The 18268-nt window shown below is 59.5% G+C and carries 17 protein-coding genes; 12 read left to right on the forward strand and 5 right to left on the reverse strand.

Features of this window, described 5'->3' with window-relative positions; genetic code table 11:
- The first annotated feature begins 24 nt into the window (after positions 1–24).
- The 6 genes from JLC71_RS01325 to JLC71_RS01350 all read left to right on the forward strand — a co-directional run bounded on the left by JLC71_RS01325 (position 25) and on the right by JLC71_RS01350 (position 7581).
- A complete protein-coding gene (locus JLC71_RS01325; protein ID WP_200916894.1) occupies positions 25–504 on the forward strand; it encodes a glutathione peroxidase in 480 nt (159 codons plus the stop codon).
- Positions 505–521: 17 nt separating this feature from the next.
- On the forward strand, positions 522–1889 hold the full coding sequence (locus tag JLC71_RS01330) for a C13 family peptidase (protein ID WP_200916895.1): 1368 nt from the start codon (positions 522–524) through the stop codon (positions 1887–1889).
- Between the two features lie 198 nt (positions 1890–2087).
- Positions 2088–3215, forward strand: a complete 1128-nt coding sequence (gene carA, locus JLC71_RS01335) for a glutamine-hydrolyzing carbamoyl-phosphate synthase small subunit (protein WP_200916896.1) — start codon at positions 2088–2090, stop codon at positions 3213–3215.
- A gap of 17 nt (positions 3216–3232) precedes the next feature.
- Positions 3233–6454 (forward strand): carbamoyl-phosphate synthase large subunit, encoded by a 3222-nt coding sequence (carB, locus tag JLC71_RS01340; protein ID WP_200916897.1) that lies wholly within the window; start codon positions 3233–3235, stop codon positions 6452–6454.
- A 127-nt stretch (positions 6455–6581) separates the two neighbouring features.
- A complete protein-coding gene (gene greA, locus JLC71_RS01345) occupies positions 6582–7064 on the forward strand; it encodes a transcription elongation factor GreA (protein ID WP_200916898.1) in 483 nt (160 codons plus the stop codon).
- 73 nt (positions 7065–7137) lie between these two features.
- Positions 7138–7581, forward strand: coding sequence for a DUF4149 domain-containing protein (locus tag JLC71_RS01350; RefSeq protein ID WP_200916899.1), 444 nt, complete (start codon positions 7138–7140; stop codon positions 7579–7581).
- Between the two features lie 54 nt (positions 7582–7635).
- On the opposite strand, the gene yhbY is transcribed toward JLC71_RS01350, so the two are convergent.
- Entirely contained in the window at positions 7636–7959 is a 324-nt protein-coding gene (gene yhbY, locus JLC71_RS01355) for a ribosome assembly RNA-binding protein YhbY (protein ID WP_200916900.1), read from the reverse strand.
- 36 nt (positions 7960–7995) lie between these two features.
- Here yhbY and rlmE point away from each other — a divergent pair, with 36 nt between their 5' ends.
- The 4 genes from rlmE (at position 7996) to glmM (ending at position 13101) form a co-directional block, all read left to right on the forward strand.
- The gene (rlmE, locus tag JLC71_RS01360; RefSeq protein ID WP_200916901.1) at positions 7996–8616 is read left to right on the forward strand and encodes a 23S rRNA (uridine(2552)-2'-O)-methyltransferase RlmE; all 621 of its coding nucleotides are present in this window, start codon (positions 7996–7998) and stop codon (positions 8614–8616) included.
- A gap of 60 nt (positions 8617–8676) precedes the next feature.
- Positions 8677–10590: an ATP-dependent zinc metalloprotease FtsH gene (gene ftsH, locus JLC71_RS01365; protein WP_200916902.1), complete on the forward strand. Its 1914-nt coding sequence runs from the start codon at positions 8677–8679 to the stop codon at positions 10588–10590.
- 71 nt (positions 10591–10661) lie between these two features.
- Positions 10662–11489 (forward strand): dihydropteroate synthase, encoded by an 828-nt coding sequence (gene folP, locus JLC71_RS01370; RefSeq protein WP_200916903.1) that lies wholly within the window; start codon positions 10662–10664, stop codon positions 11487–11489.
- 247 nt (positions 11490–11736) lie between these two features.
- Positions 11737–13101: a phosphoglucosamine mutase gene (gene glmM, locus JLC71_RS01375; RefSeq protein WP_200916904.1), complete on the forward strand. Its 1365-nt coding sequence runs from the start codon at positions 11737–11739 to the stop codon at positions 13099–13101.
- Between the two features lie 70 nt (positions 13102–13171).
- Here glmM and pstB read toward each other — a convergent pair whose 3' ends face one another.
- The 4 genes from pstB to pstS form a co-directional block, all read right to left on the reverse strand.
- On the reverse strand, positions 13172–13939 hold the full coding sequence (gene pstB / locus JLC71_RS01380) for a phosphate ABC transporter ATP-binding protein PstB (protein WP_200916905.1): 768 nt from the start codon (positions 13937–13939) through the stop codon (positions 13172–13174).
- A 34-nt stretch (positions 13940–13973) separates the two neighbouring features.
- Entirely contained in the window at positions 13974–14810 is an 837-nt protein-coding gene (pstA, locus tag JLC71_RS01385; RefSeq protein ID WP_200916906.1) for a phosphate ABC transporter permease PstA, read from the reverse strand.
- Positions 14811–14826: 16 nt separating this feature from the next.
- Complete coding sequence (gene pstC / locus JLC71_RS01390) at positions 14827–15783, reverse strand: phosphate ABC transporter permease subunit PstC (protein ID WP_200916907.1); 957 nt, start codon at positions 15781–15783, stop codon at positions 14827–14829.
- 102 nt (positions 15784–15885) lie between these two features.
- Positions 15886–16926 carry a phosphate ABC transporter substrate-binding protein PstS gene (gene pstS / locus JLC71_RS01395; RefSeq protein ID WP_200916908.1) on the reverse strand — a complete coding sequence of 347 codons (1041 nt, stop codon included), beginning with the start codon at positions 16924–16926 and terminating at the stop codon, positions 15886–15888.
- A gap of 215 nt (positions 16927–17141) precedes the next feature.
- On the opposite strand from pstS, the gene tpiA reads away from it, so the two are divergent.
- Positions 17142–17852 carry a triose-phosphate isomerase gene (gene tpiA / locus JLC71_RS01400; protein ID WP_200916909.1) on the forward strand — a complete coding sequence of 237 codons (711 nt, stop codon included), beginning with the start codon at positions 17142–17144 and terminating at the stop codon, positions 17850–17852.
- 53 nt (positions 17853–17905) lie between these two features.
- The gene (gene secG, locus JLC71_RS01405) at positions 17906–18235 is read left to right on the forward strand and encodes a preprotein translocase subunit SecG (RefSeq protein ID WP_200916910.1); all 330 of its coding nucleotides are present in this window, start codon (positions 17906–17908) and stop codon (positions 18233–18235) included.
- Positions 18236–18268 lie beyond the last annotated feature (33 nt).

Genomic DNA, 18268 nt, shown 5'->3' on the forward strand with positions numbered 1-18268 from the left:
AATGCGCAACGCCAAGGAATCATCATGAGCGGTATCTACGACTTCTCTCCCAACAGCCTCGCCGGCACGCCGCAACCTTTGGCCGACTATCAGGGCCAGGTGCTGCTGATCGTCAACGTCGCCAGCAAATGCGGGTTTACGCCGCAATACGCCGGGCTGCAGGCCGTGTACGAGCGTTTCCAGGGTCGCGGTTTCGCGGTATTGGGCTTTCCGTGCAACCAGTTCGGCACGCAGGAGCCGGGCAGCGAGGCCGAGATCGGTGAATTCTGCTCGAGCAACTACGGCGTGAGCTTTCCGATGTTCGCCAAGATCGACGTCAACGGCGACGGTGCGCATCCGCTGTACCAATACCTGAAGAAAGCCGAGCCGGGCATTCTCGGCACCGAAGCGATCAAGTGGAACTTCACCAAGTTCCTCGTCGACCGTGACGGCAAGGTGGTCGAGCGCTTTGCACCGACGACGGCGCCCGAAGACCTCGTCGCCCGGATCGAGAAGCTGCTCTGAGCGAGGATCTTTCCGCGGTGCAGCCTGCGCGTGCGGCACCGTTTGCATCGGCGCTGCGGGCGCTGTGCTTTTGCGCGCCCCGAGCGCCACGATATTGGCCGGCCTGCGGTCTGCTGCTCGCGGCGTTGCTGGCGCTGGCAACCGAAGCGGTCGTCGCTTGCCTGCTGGGCGGCGGTGGCCGTTTCAATGTTTACGCCTTGCCCGGCTGGGGCTGGGTAGGCCTGCTGCTGTGCGTCGTCGGCATGGGTATCGATCGGCGCGGCGAGCTGGGCTGGCAGTGGGCAACGCTCTATTTCGCCGCTGTGGTGTTACTGGATCTGTTGTTCTTTGCGGTCTGGCAAGCCGGGCAACGCTGGTTGCCGCCGCTGCGGCAATACCAGCTTGACTGGGTGATCTTCGTGCTGATGCCGGTGTGGCTGGCCTTCGCACTTGCCTTTGCCGCGAGTCGTTGCCGGGGCTGGCGGCTCTGGCGCAGTACGCTGACCGCGATCGTGCTTGCCGGCGTGTTCTTGGCCGAGCGTGTTTACTGGGCCGACGTCCAGCCGCTGTGGTTGCCCGCGGCCGATGACACGACCGCGCCGCTGGTCGCTGAGCGTCCGCCGCGTCTGGCCGATGAGACCGTGCTGTACGCCGAGCCTGGCAGGCTGGCTGAAGCCTTGGCGGCAATCCGGCCGGGCAGGGCGGGCGTGGTCGAAAACTACGCGCTGCTGGTCGGTGGCGATGCCGGTCAGCAGGTGTTTCTGCGCGAAGCCTCCGCGATAAGGGGACGCCTCGATCAGCGTTTCGATACTGCCGGACGTTCGGTGCTGCTCGCCAATCATGATCGCGCCACCGGTGAACTGCCGATCGCAACGCGAACCAGCGTCGCCGCCGCGCTCGCTGCCATCGGCGAGAAAATGAACCGCGATGAAGATGTGCTGGTGCTTTATCTGACCTCGCACGGCAGTCGCGAGCACGAGTTCGCACTCAATAACCCCCCGCTTGAGCTGGCCGGCTTGACGCCGGGGTGGCTCAGGCAGGCGCTGGATGTCTCCGGCGTGCGCTGGCGCGTGGTCATCGTGTCGGCGTGCTATTCAGGCGGTTTCGTCCCGGCGCTGGCGAACAGGGACACGCTGGTCATGACGGCCGCGGCGGCAGACCGGGCCTCGTTCGGTTGCGCCGACGAAAATGATTTCACCTATTTCGGCAAGGCGCTGTACGACGCGCTGGGCCGTAGTCGAGACTGGCGTGAAATCGGCATGCTGACGCGTGAGGCGGTGGCTGCACGCGAGGCGCAGGATGGCTTCGAGCCATCGTTGCCGCAGTTTTCGCTTGGCTCGGCAATCGCCGTGAAGCTTGCCGGGCAGGGCGCGGCATTGACGCCGCTGCGTGCCGCAAGTCACTGACATAAAGGCTGAAACTGGCACGGCCTTGTGGGTGGGGACTGGCGCGGACCGCTTGGTGAACCTTGAAGCCATAGGCGATTCAAGGTAAAATTTCCATAACTTTGCGCACGCGAAACGGGATAGGGGCCACCTGTCCCGTTTTTGTACGTGTAGCACCAGAAATTCCATCTTGTGGGCGCCATCGCCCAGGAGCCGCCAGTGTCAACACCCGCCCTTCTTGCGCTCGCCGACGGCACGCTGTTTCACGGTATTTCGATTGGCGCCGATGGTGAGACCATCGGTGAGGTCGTCTTCAATACCTCGATCACCGGCTATCAGGAAATCCTGACCGATCCGTCGTACACCAAGCAAATCGTCACCCTGACTTATCCGCATATCGGCAACTACGGCGTCAACCCGGAAGATGCCGAAAGCCGGTCTGTGTTTGCATCCGGCCTGATCATCCGTGATCTGCCGCTGCTGCACTCGAACTTCCGTGCCTCGATGAGTCTTGGCGATTATCTCGTCAAACACAATGTCGTTGCGATTGCCGATATCGATACCCGCAAGCTCACGCGCATCCTGCGTGAAAAGGGCGCCCAGCCCGGCTGTATCGTCACCGGCCACAACATCGATGCCGATGCGGCGATCAAAAAAGCCAATTCCTTTGGCTCGATGGCCGGTCAGGATCTGGCCAAGGTGGTCAGCGTGACCGAGAAGTACGACTGGAGTACCGCCGAGTGGAAGCTTGGCGCCGGCTATACCGTGCAGTCGAACCCGAAGTTCCACGTTGTCGCCTATGACTTTGGCGTCAAGTACAACATCCTGCGCATGCTCGCCGAGCGCGGTTGCCAGCTCACCGTGGTGCCGGCCCAAACGCCGGCCGCCGATGTGCTGGCGATGAAGCCGGATGGCGTGTTCCTCTCCAACGGTCCGGGTGACCCGGAACCGTGCGATTACGCGATCAGCGCGATTCGGGATTTCATCAAAACCGGTTTGCCGGTGTTCGGCATCTGTCTGGGCCACCAGTTGCTCGGTCTTGCCACCGGTGGTGCAACCAGCAAGATGAAGTTCGGCCACCACGGCGCCAACCATCCGGTGCAGGATCTGGATACCGGCCGAGTGATGATCACCAGCCAGAATCACGGCTTCCAGGTCGACGAAAGCAGCCTCCCGGCCAATGTGCGCATTACGCATCGCTCGCTGTTCGACGGTACGGTGCAAGGTATTGCGCTGACCGACGCACCGGTGTTCTCGTTCCAGGGACATCCGGAAGCGAGCCCGGGCCCGCATGACGTGGCCTATCTCTTCGACAAGTTCATCGCCATGATGGCCGAGCGCAAGTAAAGGTCAGGTAGACAGCAATGCCAAAACGTACAGACATCAAATCCATCCTCATCATTGGCGCCGGCCCTATCGTGATCGGCCAGGCGTGCGAGTTCGACTACTCGGGCGCACAGGCGTGCAAGGCGCTGCGTGAAGAGGGTTACAAGGTCATCCTCGTCAACAGCAACCCTGCGACGATCATGACCGACCCGAACATGGCCGATGTGACCTACATCGAGCCGATTACCTGGCAAGTGGTCGAGAAAATCATCGACAAGGAGCGCCCTGACGCGATCCTGCCGACCATGGGTGGCCAGACCGCGCTGAACTGTGCGCTCGACCTGTGGCACAACGGCGTGCTCGACAAGTACGACGTCGAGCTGATCGGTGCGACGCCGGAAGCGATCGACAAGGCCGAGGATCGTCAGAAGTTCAAGCTGGCCATGGACAAGATCGGCCTCGGCTCGGCGCGTTCGGCCATTGCCCACACCATCGACGAAGCGCTGGCCGCACAGGCGAATATCGGCTTTCCGGTCATCATTCGTCCGTCGTTCACCATGGGTGGCTCGGGCGGCGGTATCGCCTACAACGTTCAGGAGTTCATCGAGATCTGTACCCGCGGTCTCGACCTTTCGCCAACCAAGGAGCTCCTGATCGAGGAGTCCTTGCTGGGCTGGAAGGAATACGAGATGGAAGTCGTGCGTGACAGCGCCGACAACTGCATCATCGTTTGCTCGATCGAAAACCTTGATCCGATGGGGGTGCACACCGGCGATTCGATCACCGTCGCGCCGGCGCAAACGCTGACCGACAAGGAATACCAGATCATGCGTAACGCCAGTCTGGCGGTGCTGCGTGAGATCGGTGTCGATACCGGTGGTTCGAACGTGCAGTTCTCGGTCAATCCGGACGATGGCCGCTTGATCGTCATTGAAATGAATCCGCGTGTGTCGCGTTCGTCGGCGCTGGCTTCCAAGGCCACCGGCTTCCCGATCGCCAAGATCGCCGCCAAGCTGGCCGTCGGCTACACGCTCGACGAGCTGAAGAACGAAATCACCGATGGCAAGACCCCGGCATCGTTCGAACCGTCGATCGACTACGTCGTCACCAAGGTGCCGCGTTTCGCATTCGAGAAATTCCCGCAAGCCAATAGCCGCCTGACCACGCAAATGAAGTCGGTCGGTGAAGTGATGGCGATCGGCCGCACGCTGCAGGAGTCGCTGCAGAAGGCGCTGCGCGGTCTGGAAACCGGCATGTCGGGTTTCGATGAAGTGACGACCGATCGCCAGGCGATCGAGTCCGAACTCGCCGCGCCGGGGCCGGAGCGGCTGTGGTACGTCGCTGACGCCTTCCGCATCGGTTTGAACCAGCAGGAAGTCTTCAATCTGTCGAAGATCGATCCGTGGTTCCTGGCGCAGATCGAAGACATCGTGCTGATCGAGAACGGCCTGCGCGGTCGCAGCGTCGACAGCCTCGATTACGCCGAAATGCGCAAACTCAAGCGCAAGGGCTTCTCCGATCGCCGTCTGGGCGCGCTGCTCGGTTGCGACCAGAACGCCGTGCGCCGTCATCGCCACGGTCTGGGCATCCGTCCGGTCTACAAGCGGGTCGACACCTGCGCGGCCGAATTCTCGACCGACACCGCGTATATGTACTCGACCTACGAGGATGAGTGCGAAGCGCTGCCGACCAATGCCAAGAAAATCATGGTGCTCGGCGGTGGCCCGAACCGGATCGGCCAGGGCATCGAGTTCGATTATTGCTGCGTCCACGCCGCACTCGCGCTGCGCGAAGACGGCTATGAAACCATCATGGTCAACTGCAATCCCGAAACCGTGTCGACCGACTACGACACCTCGGATCGGCTGTACTTCGAATCGCTGACGCTGGAAGACGTGCTCGAGATCGTCGCGGTTGAAAAGCCGGTTGGCGTGATCGTCCAGTACGGCGGCCAGACGCCGCTGAAACTGGCGCGTGCGCTCGAAGCCAACGGCGTGCCGATTATTGGTACCTCGCCGGACATGATCGACGCCGCCGAAGACCGCGAGCGCTTCCAGCAATTGCTCAAAGACCTGGGCCTGCGTCAGCCGCCGAACGCGACCGCGCGTACCGAACAGGATGCGTTGCATCTGGCGCGTGAGCTTGGCTACCCGCTGGTCGTTCGTCCGTCGTACGTGCTCGGTGGTCGGGCGATGCAGATCGTCCACTCCGAGGAAGACCTCGCCCGCTACATGCGTGAAGCCGTCAAGGTCTCGAATGACAGCCCGGTGCTGCTCGATCGCTTCCTCAACGATGCAATCGAAGTCGACGTCGACGCGATCTGCGATGGTGAGGATGTACTGGTCGCCGGCATCATGGAGCACATCGAACAGGCAGGCGTGCACTCGGGCGACTCGGCGTGCTCCTTGCCGCCGTACAGCTTGTCGAAAGAGTTGCAGGACGAGCTGCGCCGGCAAACTGTGGCCATGGCCATGGCATTGAAGGTCGTCGGCCTGATGAACGTGCAGTTCGCGATTCAGGGCAAGGGCGACAAGGCCGTGGTGTTCGTGCTTGAAGTGAACCCGCGTGCATCGCGTACCGTGCCGTATGTGTCCAAAGCCACCGGTATTTCGGTCGCCAAGGTGGCCGCGCGCTGCATGGCCGGCCAATCGCTCAAGAGTCAGGGCGTGACGAAGGAAGTGATTCCGCCGTACTACTCGGTCAAGGAGGCGGTGTTCCCGTTCGCCAAGTTCCCGGGTGTCGACACCATTCTCAGTCCGGAAATGAAGTCGACCGGCGAAGTGATGGGCGTGGGCGAGACCTTCGCCGAGGCGTTCGTGAAGTCGCAGCTGGCTGCCGGCATTGTGCTGCCGTCCTCGGGTAATGTGTTCATTTCGGTGCGGGATGCCGACAAGGCGATTGCAATCGAGTGTGCCAAGACGCTGACCGAGATCGGCTACAAGGTCATTGCCACCAAGGGCACCGCCGCAGCGTTGGCCGAGGCGGGCATCAGTGTCACGCCGGTGAACAAGGTGACCGAAGGTCGTCCGCACGTCGTCGACATGCTTGTGAACGGTGAGATCGCCATGATCTTCAATACCGTCGACGAGCGTCGTCAGGCGATTCAGGATAGTTCCTCGATCCGCCACGAGGCGCTCAAGGCCAAACTACCGGTGTACACGACCATCGCCGGTGCCCGCGCCGCGTGTATCGGTCTGCGCGATCTCAAGGAAATGCGCGTCTACGACGTGCAAAGCTTGCACCAGTCGCTGAAAGCCTGATAACGTTGAAGCAACTCAGCCGCCGTCATTCGTGACGGCGGCTGTGCATTTTGTACCGATCGAGGCCAAGCCCAGCTTGGCCCTTTGTTTTGTTGGGCGTGCAGGGCGCGCCGTGGAGATGAGCATCATGATCAAGATCCCGCTGACCGTCGTCGGTGCGGAAAGGCTCAAGGCCGAGTTGCAGCGCCTCAAGAGCATCGAGCGTCCGTCCGTGATTCAGGCTATTGCAGAAGCGCGCGCACAAGGCGACTTGTCGGAGAACGCCGAATACGAAGCCGCCAAGGAAAAACAGGGTTTTGTTGAAGGCCGGATCGCCGAGCTGGAAAGCAAACTGTCGAACGCGCAGGTGATCGACCCCAAGGTGCTGGCCGACGTGGCCGAAGGTCGTGTTGTATTTGGCGCAACGATTTCGCTGGAAGATCTCGAGGGCGGCAAGCAGGTGGTCTACCAGATCGTCGGTGAGGATGAAGCCAACCTCAAGGATGGCAAGATCTCGGTATCCAGCCCGATTGCACGCGCGCTGATCGGCAAGTATGCCGGGGATGTGGCCGAAGTCGTTGCGCCGAGCGGTATTCGCGAATATGAAGTGCTCGAAGTTCAGTATCTCTGAGCGCTTTCCAAGCTCGCCGTCGCCACTGTTTTCGGTGACAATGCCGCTGGTCTAAACGCATTGATGGGCAAGCATGAATCTGGGCACAGGCATCAAGAACATACTGACCACGCTATGGATCGGTGGCATCTGGGTCATCGGCGTCATCGTCGCGCCCATCCTGTTCAAAACGCTGGAAACGTCAGTGGCCGGCATGGTTGCCGGGCGGCTTTTCAGCGCCATTGGCTGGGTCGGCGTTGTTTCGGGCGTGTTTCTGCTGATTTACTGGCTATGGGCCGATGGCCTGGGCGCATTTCGCACCGGTCGGCTGTGGCTGGTGATCGGCATGCTGATCTGCACGCTGGTGAACCAGTTCGCGATCTTTCCGCTGATCGCCGCGCTCAAGCCTGCGGTCAGCAGCGCAGCGACCGGCGTCTTTGGCGGCGGTCTGGCGCAGTGGCATACGATTTCAAGTTTGATTTATTTGGTGCAGGCGCTGTTTGGTCTGGCCTACGTCTGGCAAAGCGACGCGCGATAAACAAAAGGCCGGCGTTGATCGCCGGCCTTTGCCTTGATGCCGTGAGTAAAAAACTCAGGCCTTGCTCTTCTTCGCTTTCGGTAGCGCGATTTTTGGCTTGTCGCCATTGCTCGCGGTTGCGCGATAAATCAGCAGCAGCTTGCCGATGTGCTGCACTGCAGCGGCGCCGAGGTCGGCGCAAATTTTTTGCAGGAATTCTTCGCGCAATGCGCGATCATCGCCAAGCACACGGATCTTGATCAGTTCATGCGCATCCAGGTTTGCCGCGATCTCGCGCAGTACTGCGTCGGTCAGGCCCTGGTTGCCGATCATGACCACCGGATTCAGGTGATGGGCAAGGCCGCGCAGATGGCGGCGTTGATCCGGGGTGAGTTCCATGCTTCAATTCCTTGATTAAACAGGCAAGTTTACCCGATGGCACGTAGCAAGACCAGTAACGCATGGCTCAAGGAGCATGTGAACGATCACTATGTTCAAATGGCGCAGAAGGACGGCTATCGCGCCCGCGCCGCGTACAAGCTCATCGAGATCAACGACAAGGATAAACTGATCAAGCCCGGCATGTGGGTTGCCGATCTGGGTGCCGCACCTGGCAGTTGGTCGCAGGTGGCAGCACAAATCGTCGGCGAACAGGGGCGGGTTTTTGCGCTTGACCTGCTGGAGATGCCGTTCATTCCCGGTGTCGACTTTATTCAGGGCGATTTTCGCGATGACGAAGTGCTGGCTCAGTATCTCGCGCTGCTCGGCGGCAGGCAGGTAGACCTTGTGATTTGCGATATTGCCCCCAATATCACCGGGAACGCCGTCACTGATCAGGCCCGCTCGATGCATCTTTGCGAGCTGGCGCTACAATTTTCCCAGGAGCAGTTGAAACCTGGCGGCGATTTCGTGGTCAAGGTATTCCAAGGCTACGGTTATAACGAATACATAGCCGAAATGCGCTCCACTTTCACTCAGGTCCTGACCCGTAAACCCAAGGCGTCACGGGACCGCAGCACGGAAATGTACTTACTTGGCAAGCAGAAAAAAGCATGAGTGGAGTAGAATCCGCAATGACATTGTCGAACTGGTGCGCACGCAGCAAGGAGTAAGGCCGTGAACAATCTCGGCAAGAACATCGCCATCTGGCTGATCGTCGGTCTCGTACTGATGACGGTCTTCAACCAATTTACCAAGCGGCAAGAAACGTCGAACCAGGTTGCGTACTCGCAATTCATGTCCGATGTCGAGGGCAATCGCATCGCTTCGGTCGAGATCGAAGGCAATCCGCTACGCGGCCAGTGGATTCGTGGCCAGCGTACCGATGGCAGCAAGTTCTCGACATTGGCACCGTTTGACTATCGTCTTGTCGATACCTTGATCAAGCACGACGTCAAATTTGCAGCCAAGGCAGAGGAAGAGCCTAGCCTCTTGATGAGCATTTTCATCAACTGGTTCCCGATGCTGCTGTTGATCGGTGTGTGGGTTTTCTTCATGCGTCAGATGCAGGGCGGCGGCAAGGGTGGGGCGTTCAGCTTCGGCAAGAGCCGGGCCAAGATGCTCGACGACAGCAACAATGGCGTGACCTTTGCCGATGTCGCAGGCTGCGATGAGGCCAAGGAAGAAGTCACCGAGATCGTTGACTATCTGCGTGATCCGTCCAAGTACCAGAGTTTGGGCGGCCGTATGCCGCGCGGTATTCTGATGGTCGGTTCGCCGGGTACCGGTAAGACCCTGCTCGCCAAGGCTATCGCCGGTGAAGCTAAGGTGCCGTTCTTCTCGATTTCGGGTTCGGATTTCGTCGAGATGTTCGTCGGCGTAGGCGCCGCGCGTGTCCGTGACATGTTCGAGAATGCCAAGAAGAATTCCCCGTGCATTATCTTTATCGACGAAATCGACGCCGTCGGTCGCCAGCGTGGCGCCGGCATGGGCGGTGGTAACGACGAGCGCGAACAAACGTTGAACCAGATGCTGGTCGAGATGGATGGCTTCGAGGGTAATTCGGGCATCATCGTCATCGCCGCGACCAACCGTCCTGATGTGCTTGATCCGGCGCTGCTGCGTCCGGGCCGTTTCGACCGTCAGGTTGTGGTGCCGTTGCCGGATATCCGTGGGCGCGAGCAGATCCTCGGTGTGCATATGCGCAAGGTGCCGATTTCCAACGACGTCGATGCCTCCGTTCTGGCTCGCGGTACGCCGGGCATGTCCGGTGCCGATCTTGCCAATCTGGTCAACGAAGCGGCACTGTTTGCCGCACGCCGTAACAAGCGCTTGGTCGATATGGACGATTTCGAGTCGGCCAAGGACAAGATCTACATGGGGCCGGAACGTCGCACCATGGTGATGACCGAGGACGAGCGTCGCGCTACTGCCTATCACGAATCCGGCCATGCGGTGATTGCCGAACTGCTGGAAGGTACCGATCCGGTGCACAAGGTCACCATCATGCCGCGTGGTCGTGCGTTGGGGCTGACTTGGCAGTTGCCGGAGCGTGACAAGTTCTCGCATTACAAAGACCAGATGCTGAACGAGATCACCATTCTGTTCGGTGGTCGCGTTGCGGAGGATCTGTTCGTGCATCGCATCTCAACCGGCGCATCGAATGACTTCGAACGCGCAACGGCGATGGCGCGCGACATGGTGACCCGCTATGGCATGAGCGACAAGATGGGCCCGATGGTCTACGCCGAGAACGAGGGCGAGGTATTTCTCGGCCGTTCGGTGACGACGCACAAGAGTGTGTCTGAAACGACCATGCAACAGGTTGACAGCGAAATCCGCCGCATCATCGACGAGCAATATGCTTTGGCGGTGAAGTTGCTCGATGACAATCGCGGCAAGATCGAAGCCATGACGAGCGCGCTGATGGAGTGGGAAACCATTGATCGTGAGCAGGTTCGCGACATTATGGAAGATCGTGAACCACGTCCGCCGAAGTACCCGCCGGCACCAAGGCCGACGCTGCCGTCGGATGAAAAGCCGAGCGGTGATGCGCCGACGGCGACGACAACGCCCGCTGCCGAAGGTTAATACTTTGCCTGACCAACAAGGGCGGCGCTGCGGCGTCGCCTTTGTCTTTTTATTTTCCGCTGGATCTTTCGATGTCCGAACTACTGTGTGGGCGTTTCCGCTTCACGTTTGATCGCCCGTTGGTGATGGGTATTGTCAATGTCACGCCCGATTCGTTTTCCGATGGCGGGCGTTACGACTCGGTGGCCAAGGCCGTTATGCAGGCGGAACGGCTGGTTAATGATGGCGCGGATATCCTCGATATCGGTGGCGAATCAACCCGACCCGGAGCGGTCAGGGTGCCCGATGACGAAGAGATCCATCGCGTTGTTCCGGTGTTGCAGGCGCTGCAAAGCTTGAACGTGCCGCTCTCGATCGATACCTGTAAAACGGCCGTGATGCGTGCTGCACTGGATGCCGGAGTCGATCTGGTCAACGATATCGCGGCGCTTGAGGATGACGGTGCCTTGGCGATTGTTGCGCAGTCGCGGGCCGCGGTGTGCCTGATGCACAAGCAGGGCGAGCCACGGGGCATGCAGTCGGCACCGTACTACGATGACGTAGTTGCCGAAGTGGGCGCCTATCTGGCCGAGCGGCGCGATCTGGGCGTGGCAGCCGGGATTGACCCCTGTCGTTTGTTGCTAGATCCGGGCTTTGGGTTTGGCAAGACCTTCGAGCACAACACCGCGTTGTTTCGTGCTCTGCCCGGGCTGGCGGAGCAACTGGGTGCGCCTTTGTTGATTGGGGTGTCACGTAAGGCCATGCTTGGCACGATGGCGGGTCGGCCGGTTCCCTCTGAGCGTGTGAGTGCCAGCGTGGCGGCTGCGCTGTTGGCGGCGCAGGCCGGCGCCGCGGTCATTCGCGTGCACGATGTCAGGGAAACAGTGGATGCGATCAAGGTCTGGCTGGCTTTAAAATAGGCTCTGTATTCGTTAACTGTTGCGGATTGCAGTGCTACGTCAGCTAGCCCAAGCAACAAGCCATATTCGAGCGTGCCGTTTGCGTCACAGGTATCGCAAGGATTTACGCCACTTATGTGAGCTTGCAACAGTTAACGTCGACAGAGCCTTAAAATAAGCACCAATCAATTTCATATTGCACTGCAATAATTGCAGTGCGCCGGCAACGCACCGGCAATCCAAAACAACATCTATCAAGAGAAACCAGATGGCTAGAAGATATTTCGGTACCGATGGCGTGCGTGGTTTGGTCGGTGAGTACCCGATCACGCCCGAGTTTGCGATGAAGCTGGGTTATGCCGCCGGTAAGGTGTTGGCTGCGGCAGAAAAGCGCCAGCCCGGCGATCACGCTGCCGTATTGATCGGCAAGGACACCCGTGTTTCCGGCTATATGCTTGAAGCCGCTTTGCAGGCGGGTTTGAATGCCGCCGGTGTCGATGTCTACCTGACCGGGCCACTACCGACGCCGGGCGTTGCCTATCTGACCCGTGCCTTGCGTTTGTCGGCGGGGGTGGTGATTTCTGCATCGCACAATCCCTATTACGACAATGGCATAAAGTTTTTCGGTGCTGGCGGCAAGAAACTGGCCGATGAGGTCGAGCTGGCCATCGAGGCTGCGATCGACGAGAAGCAGCCTTGCGTTGGCCCCAAGGCACTGGGCAAGGCAAAGCGGGTGAGCGATGCCGTCGGTCGCTACGTCGAATTCTGCAAATCGACGTTCCCGCACGATTTTGATCTGCGTGGGCTGAAACTGATCGTCGATTGCGCGCACGGTGCCACCTATCAGGTTGCGCCGTTCGTATTCCACGAGTTGGGTGCCGAAGTGATCACCATGGGTGACAAGCCCAATGGTTACAACATCAATGAGGAGGTCGGTGCAACGCATGTCGAAGCCATTCGCCAGAAAGTGCTGGCCGAAGGCGCTGACTACGGCATCGCGCTGGATGGTGACGGCGACCGGCTGATCATGATCGATAGCGATGGTTCGGTCATTGATGGCGATATGCTGCTCTATATCCTCGCCCGTTATCGGCAAGACCGTGGCACGCTGGGTGGTGGCGTGGTTGGCACCTTGATGACCAATCTGGGGGTCGAAAACGCCCTGACCGAGCGCGGCATCCCGTTCGTGCGCGCCAAGGTCGGCGATCGCTATGTGCTTGAGCAGTTGAGCGAGCATGGCTGGTTGCTCGGCGGCGAAGGTTCGGGTCATCTCCTTAGCCTGGACAAGCATTCAACGGGCGATGGCATTGTCTCGGCCTTGCAGGTTCTTGAGGCGCTGATCGAGCAGGGTAGACCGATGTCGGCTTTCCGTTCCGAGCTGACCTTGTCCGGTCAGGTGCTCAAAAATGTGCGGATCAAGAAGGGCTTCGACTTGGCCGCTTCGACGGAAATTGCGGCGAAAGTCAGCAAAGCCGAAGCCGCAATGGGACGTGAAGGACGAGTGCTGCTGCGTGCGTCCGGCACCGAGCCGCTGATTCGGGTGATGGTCGAGCACGCCGATCAGGCGGTTGCGCAGGAGTGGGCTGAGCGCATTGCGGCGGTTGTGAGTGCTGAAGCCGTGGGTGACGAGTGAGTTTCGTCGCACATTGAAAAAAGCCACGGCATGCCGTGGCTTTTTTGTTTCCATCGTTTCTAGCGGGTCATTAACCAAATTTCCCGGTGATGTAGTCTTCGGTCGCCTTCTTTTTCGGCGTGGTGAAGATGCTGTCGGTTTCACCGACTTCGACCAGCTCGCCGAGGTACATATAGGCCGTGTAATCGGATACGCGCGCTGCCTGCTGCATATTGTGAGTCACGATGGCGATGGTGTAATCCTGCTTCAGCTCATGCACCAGTTCTTCAATGTGCGCGGTCGAAATCGGATCGAGTGCCGAAGTGGGTTCATCCAGTAGCAGTACTTCGGGTTTTACCGCGACGGCGCGGGCGATGCACAGGCGCTGCTGCTGGCCACCGGAAAGGCCCAGACCCGATTGCTTGAGTTTGTCTTTGGCTTCCTTCCACAGCGCCGCCTTCTGCAGTGCCCATTCGACGCGATCGTCCATTTCGGATTTGGACAGGCTCTCGTACAGCTTTACGCCGAAGGCAATGTTGTCGTAGATCGACATCGGAAACGGTGTCGGCTTCTGAAACACCATGCCAACCTTGGCGCGCAACATGTTCAGATCGACATTGTTGTCGAGCACGTTGCGGCCGTTCATGATGATCTCGCCTTCGGCGCGCAGCTTGGGGTAGAGGCCGTACATGCGGTTGAAGGTGCGCAAGAGCGTCGACTTGCCGCAGCCCGACGGGCCGATGAAGGCGGTGACCTTGCCTTCGCGGATGTCGAGGTTGATGTTTTTCAGGGCGTGGAAGTTGCCGTAGTAGAAGTTGAGGTTCTTGACGGCAATTTTCGGATTCAGTGTGTTGTTCATTGTCGGATCTCTGAATGGCTGGAAATCTGGGCGGTCAGTGCGACTTGGTCGGACGGACGAGGACACGGGCAATGATGTTGAGCGAGAGCACGAACAGGCCGATCAGCAGTGCACCTGCCCAGGCGAGCTTGTGCCAGTCGTCATACGGACTCATTGCGAACTGGAAGATCACCACCGGCAGGTTGGCCATCGGTTGGTTCATGTTCGAGTAAAACTGGTTGTTCAGCGCGGTAAACAGCAGCGGTGCGGTCTCGCCGACAATCCGGGCGACAGCAAGCAGAATGCCGGTTAGAACGCCGGCCTTGGCCGCACGCAGACTGACCTGCAATACCATCTTCCATTGCGGTGCACCGAGTGCATAGGCGGCCTCCCGCATGGTGTGCGGTACCAGTCGCAGCATGTTCTCGGTCGTGCGTACCACGACCGGGATCACCAGCAGGGCTAGGGCGAGCGCGCCGGCCCAGCCGGAGAAGTGGCCGACCGTAGCAACGTAAACGTCGTAGATGAACAGGCCGATGACGATGGAAGGTGCCGACAGCAGGATATCGTTGATAAACCGCGTCGATGGTGCCAGCCAGCCACGCTCGCCAAACTCGGCGAGGTAGGTGCCGGCGAGGATGCCGATCGGCGTGCCGATCGCGACGCCAACCCCAGACATGGCCAAGCTGCCGACGATGGCGTTGGCGAGACCGCCGTCGCTACCTGGGGCTGGTGTGGTTTGGGTGAACAGCGTCATGCTAAGCCCGGCCAGGCCGTTGCTGAACAGGGTGTAGAGGATCCACAACAGCCAGAACAGACCAAAGGCCATCGCGGCAAGCGACAGCATCAGGCTCAGTTTGTTGATGACGCGGCGGCGAAAATAGAGATTCATGTCGGTGCCCGTGATATCAGGAGTGTGAGCCTTCGCTCTTTTCCAGTCGCAGCAGCATCAGCTTCGACAGGACGAGGACGACAAAGGTAATCAGGAACAGCAGCAGGCCGAGATTGATCAGTGAGGCTACGTGCAGATTGCCGGTGGCTTCGGTGAATTCATTGGCCAGCGTCGCCGCGATCGAGGTGCCCGGATCAAACAGCGACGAGATGGTCTTGTGCGAGTTGCCGATCACAAAGGTCACCGCCATGGTTTCGCCCAGCGCCCGGCCAAGGCCCAGCATCACGCCGCCAACCACGCCTTGACGGGTGTAGGGCAGTACGACGTTCCAGACGACTTCCCAAGTGGTGCAGCCAAGACCGTAGGCCGATTCCTTCAGCATCGGCGGGACGACTTCGAACACGTCGCGCATCACCGAGGCGATATAGGGAATGACCATCACCGAGAGGATCAGCCCGGCCGTGAACATGCCGATACCCATTGGCGGGCCCTGGAACAGCCAGCCGATCATCGGAATGCCGGCGGCGGTTTCGGTTAGCCAGGGCTGGACGTTATCGGCGAACCACGGCGCGAAAACGAACAGGCCCCACATGCCGAAGATGATCGACGGCACGCCGGCCAGCAGCTCGATCGCGATGCCGAACGGGCGGCGCAACCAGGTTGGCGATAATTCGGTCAGGAAAATGGCAATGCCGAAACTGACCGGTACGCCGATCAGCAGTGCGATCAGCGACGACAGTAGCGTGCCGCGGATCGAGTTCCAGCCGCCGAACTGCTCGGTGACCGGGTTCCAGTCGCTGCTGGTGATGAAGCCTAGGCCGAATGCCTTGATGGCGGGCCAGGCGCCGTGAATCAGCGACAAAATGATGGCGAGCAGCAGCGCCAGTACAAAGAAGGCAAAAAAGCGGGTCGAGCCGCGAAAAACCATGTCTTGCAGGGCTTGCCGCTTTAGCCGTAACTCTTGGGGCGTCATGAACGTCTCCGGTTCCATTCAATGCAACAGGAGCCACGCGGGCTCCTGTCGCTTTTCGGTAGCGGCGGATTCTAATCGACGCCGGCCGCTACCGCTTACTTCTTACTTCCAGATCGGCGTATTGCCTGCGTCGGAAATCTGTTTCCACGAGCCACGGATCACATCCTTGACCGTAGCCGGCATCGGCACGTAATCCATGTCGAGCGATACCTTGTCGCCATCCTTGTACGCCCAGTCGAAGAATTTCAGCACTTCGGTGCCATTGATCGGCTTGTCCTGCTTCTTCTGCATCAGGATGAAAGTCGCGCCGGTGATTGGCCAGGAATCCTTGCCTGCCTGGTCGGTCAGCACCACGCCAAAGCCCGGTGTGCCCTTCCAGTCGGCGCTGGCTGCCGCGGCCTTGAAGGTTGCGTCATCGGGTTGTACGAAAGCGCCGGTCTTGTTTTGCAGCTGGGTGTAGCCCATCTTGTTCTGCTTGGCATAGGCATATTCGACGTAGCCGATCGCGCCCTTGATGCGTTGCACGTACTGCGCTACGCCTTCGTTGCCCTTGCCGCCAACACCGGCCGGCCATTGTACCGAAGCATCGTTACCGACTTTTTCTTTCCAGTCGGCCGAAACCTTGGACAGATAATTGGTAAAGATCCAGGTGGTGCCCGAGCCATCGGCGCGGTGCACAACGGTGATACCCAGGTCCGGCAGCTTCACGCCCGGGTTCAGCTTGGCGATCGCCGGGTCGTTCCATTTCTTGATCTTGCCAAGGAAAAGATCAGCCAGCAAAGTCGGCGTGAGCTTGAGTTCGCCGCCCTTGATGCCTTCGACGTTGACGATAGGTACCACGCCGCCCAGGACGGTCGGGAACTGTACCAGGCCCGATTTTTCCAGTTCTTCAGCCTTCAAAGGCTTGTCGGTTGCGCCGAAATCGACGGTCTTGGCCTGAATCTGTTTGATGCCACCGCCGGATCCGATCGACTGATAGTTCATGCCTACGCCACTCTTGGCCTTGTACTGCTCCGCCCACTTCGCGTACAGCGGGTACGGGAAAGTCGCACCGGCGCCAGTGATGTCGACGGCGCTAGCATACGCAGTGAACAGACCAGCCGTGAGGCCGACGCTAACGAGCAGTTTGCGCCCAAAGGTCATGATCGAATCTCCTGAGATTTTTTGGTTGGGTGGATCGGTTGACGAGGAGCATCGTAGTGCGTTGATGTTTCCGAAATATTACAAGTCGCTCGCTTTGACTGCTGACTGTTCTATCGCGCCGCGACAAGCGGCATTTAATTGGGTTTGAGGTGGTTTGACGGAGATAGGGCATGGGCTTAGAATCGAGGGCTTTTCCGGCGGGTGCCGAGACGCGAATGAGCAGAAAACAGGTCTTGGGTAACTGGAAGATGCATGGCAGCATCGGGCAGATCCGGTCTGTTTTATCCGAGCTTGCGCGTGCGGAGCTCGGCTCCAATGTGTCGGTTTGCGTTGCGTATCCCTACCTTGGTCTGGCCAAGACCTTGCTGACGGAAACCGCGGTGCAGATTGGTGCCCAGGATGTGTGCGAATTTCATATCGGCGCGTATACCGGTGAAGTATCGGCGGCGATGCTGGCCGATGTCGGGTGCGAGCTGGTTATCGTGGGGCACTCGGAGCGGCGGCGTTACTTTGGTGAAACCAGCGAAACGGCGGCGCGCAAGGTGAGGGCAACGCTGGATGCGGGCTTGCTGCCGGTATACTGCGTCGGCGAAACGGCCGAGCAGCGTGAAAGTGGCATCGCCCATCAGGTGATTGCCGAAGAATTGCAAGTGCTGGCCGGCGTGCCGACCAGCTTGTACGCGGTGGCTTATGAGCCGTCGTGGGCGGTCGGAACCGGGGTTGTTGCAACACCCGAGCAGATCGCAGAAATGCACGCGTTCATCAAGCAAACGCTCGATGTGCGCACCCGTGTGTTGTACGGGGGTAGTGTCAAGGCGTCGAATACGGCGCAGGTGCTGGCGGTAGATGGCGTCGATGGTGTGCTCGTGGGTGGGGCCGCGCTGTCGGCAAGCGAGTTTCTCGAGATCTGTCGCATCGCTGGCTGATTGCAAAATTCACATTGCGGCGCTACAATTTTGCCGCGTCTATCGAGCAAATAATGGAACTGATTAAGAATCTGGCACTAATCGTGAATGTAATCTCCGCGATTGCGGTGATCGTTCTCGTGCTGATGCAGCATGGCAAGGGGGCCGACATGGGTGCGGCTTTTGGTAGCGGTTCGGCCGGTAGCCTGTTTGGCTCGTCGGGCTCCGCCAACTTCCTCAGCCGCTGCACCGCTGTGTGCGCCACCATCTTCTTTGTTTCCTGCCTCGCGCTGGTGCTGGTCATGAATCCATCCACCAAGAAAGATTCGCTTGGTGTGATGAGCGGCGTTAAGCCGGTGGCCAGCCAGCCTGCTCAGTCGACGCAGAACAAGATTCCGGAATAAGCGTCTGCGCCCGCGACTGCTTTTTCCTTATGA

The organism is Jeongeupia sp. HS-3 (genome assembly GCF_015140455.1).
In the GTDB taxonomy this organism is placed as follows: domain Bacteria; phylum Pseudomonadota; class Gammaproteobacteria; order Burkholderiales; family Chitinibacteraceae; genus Jeongeupia.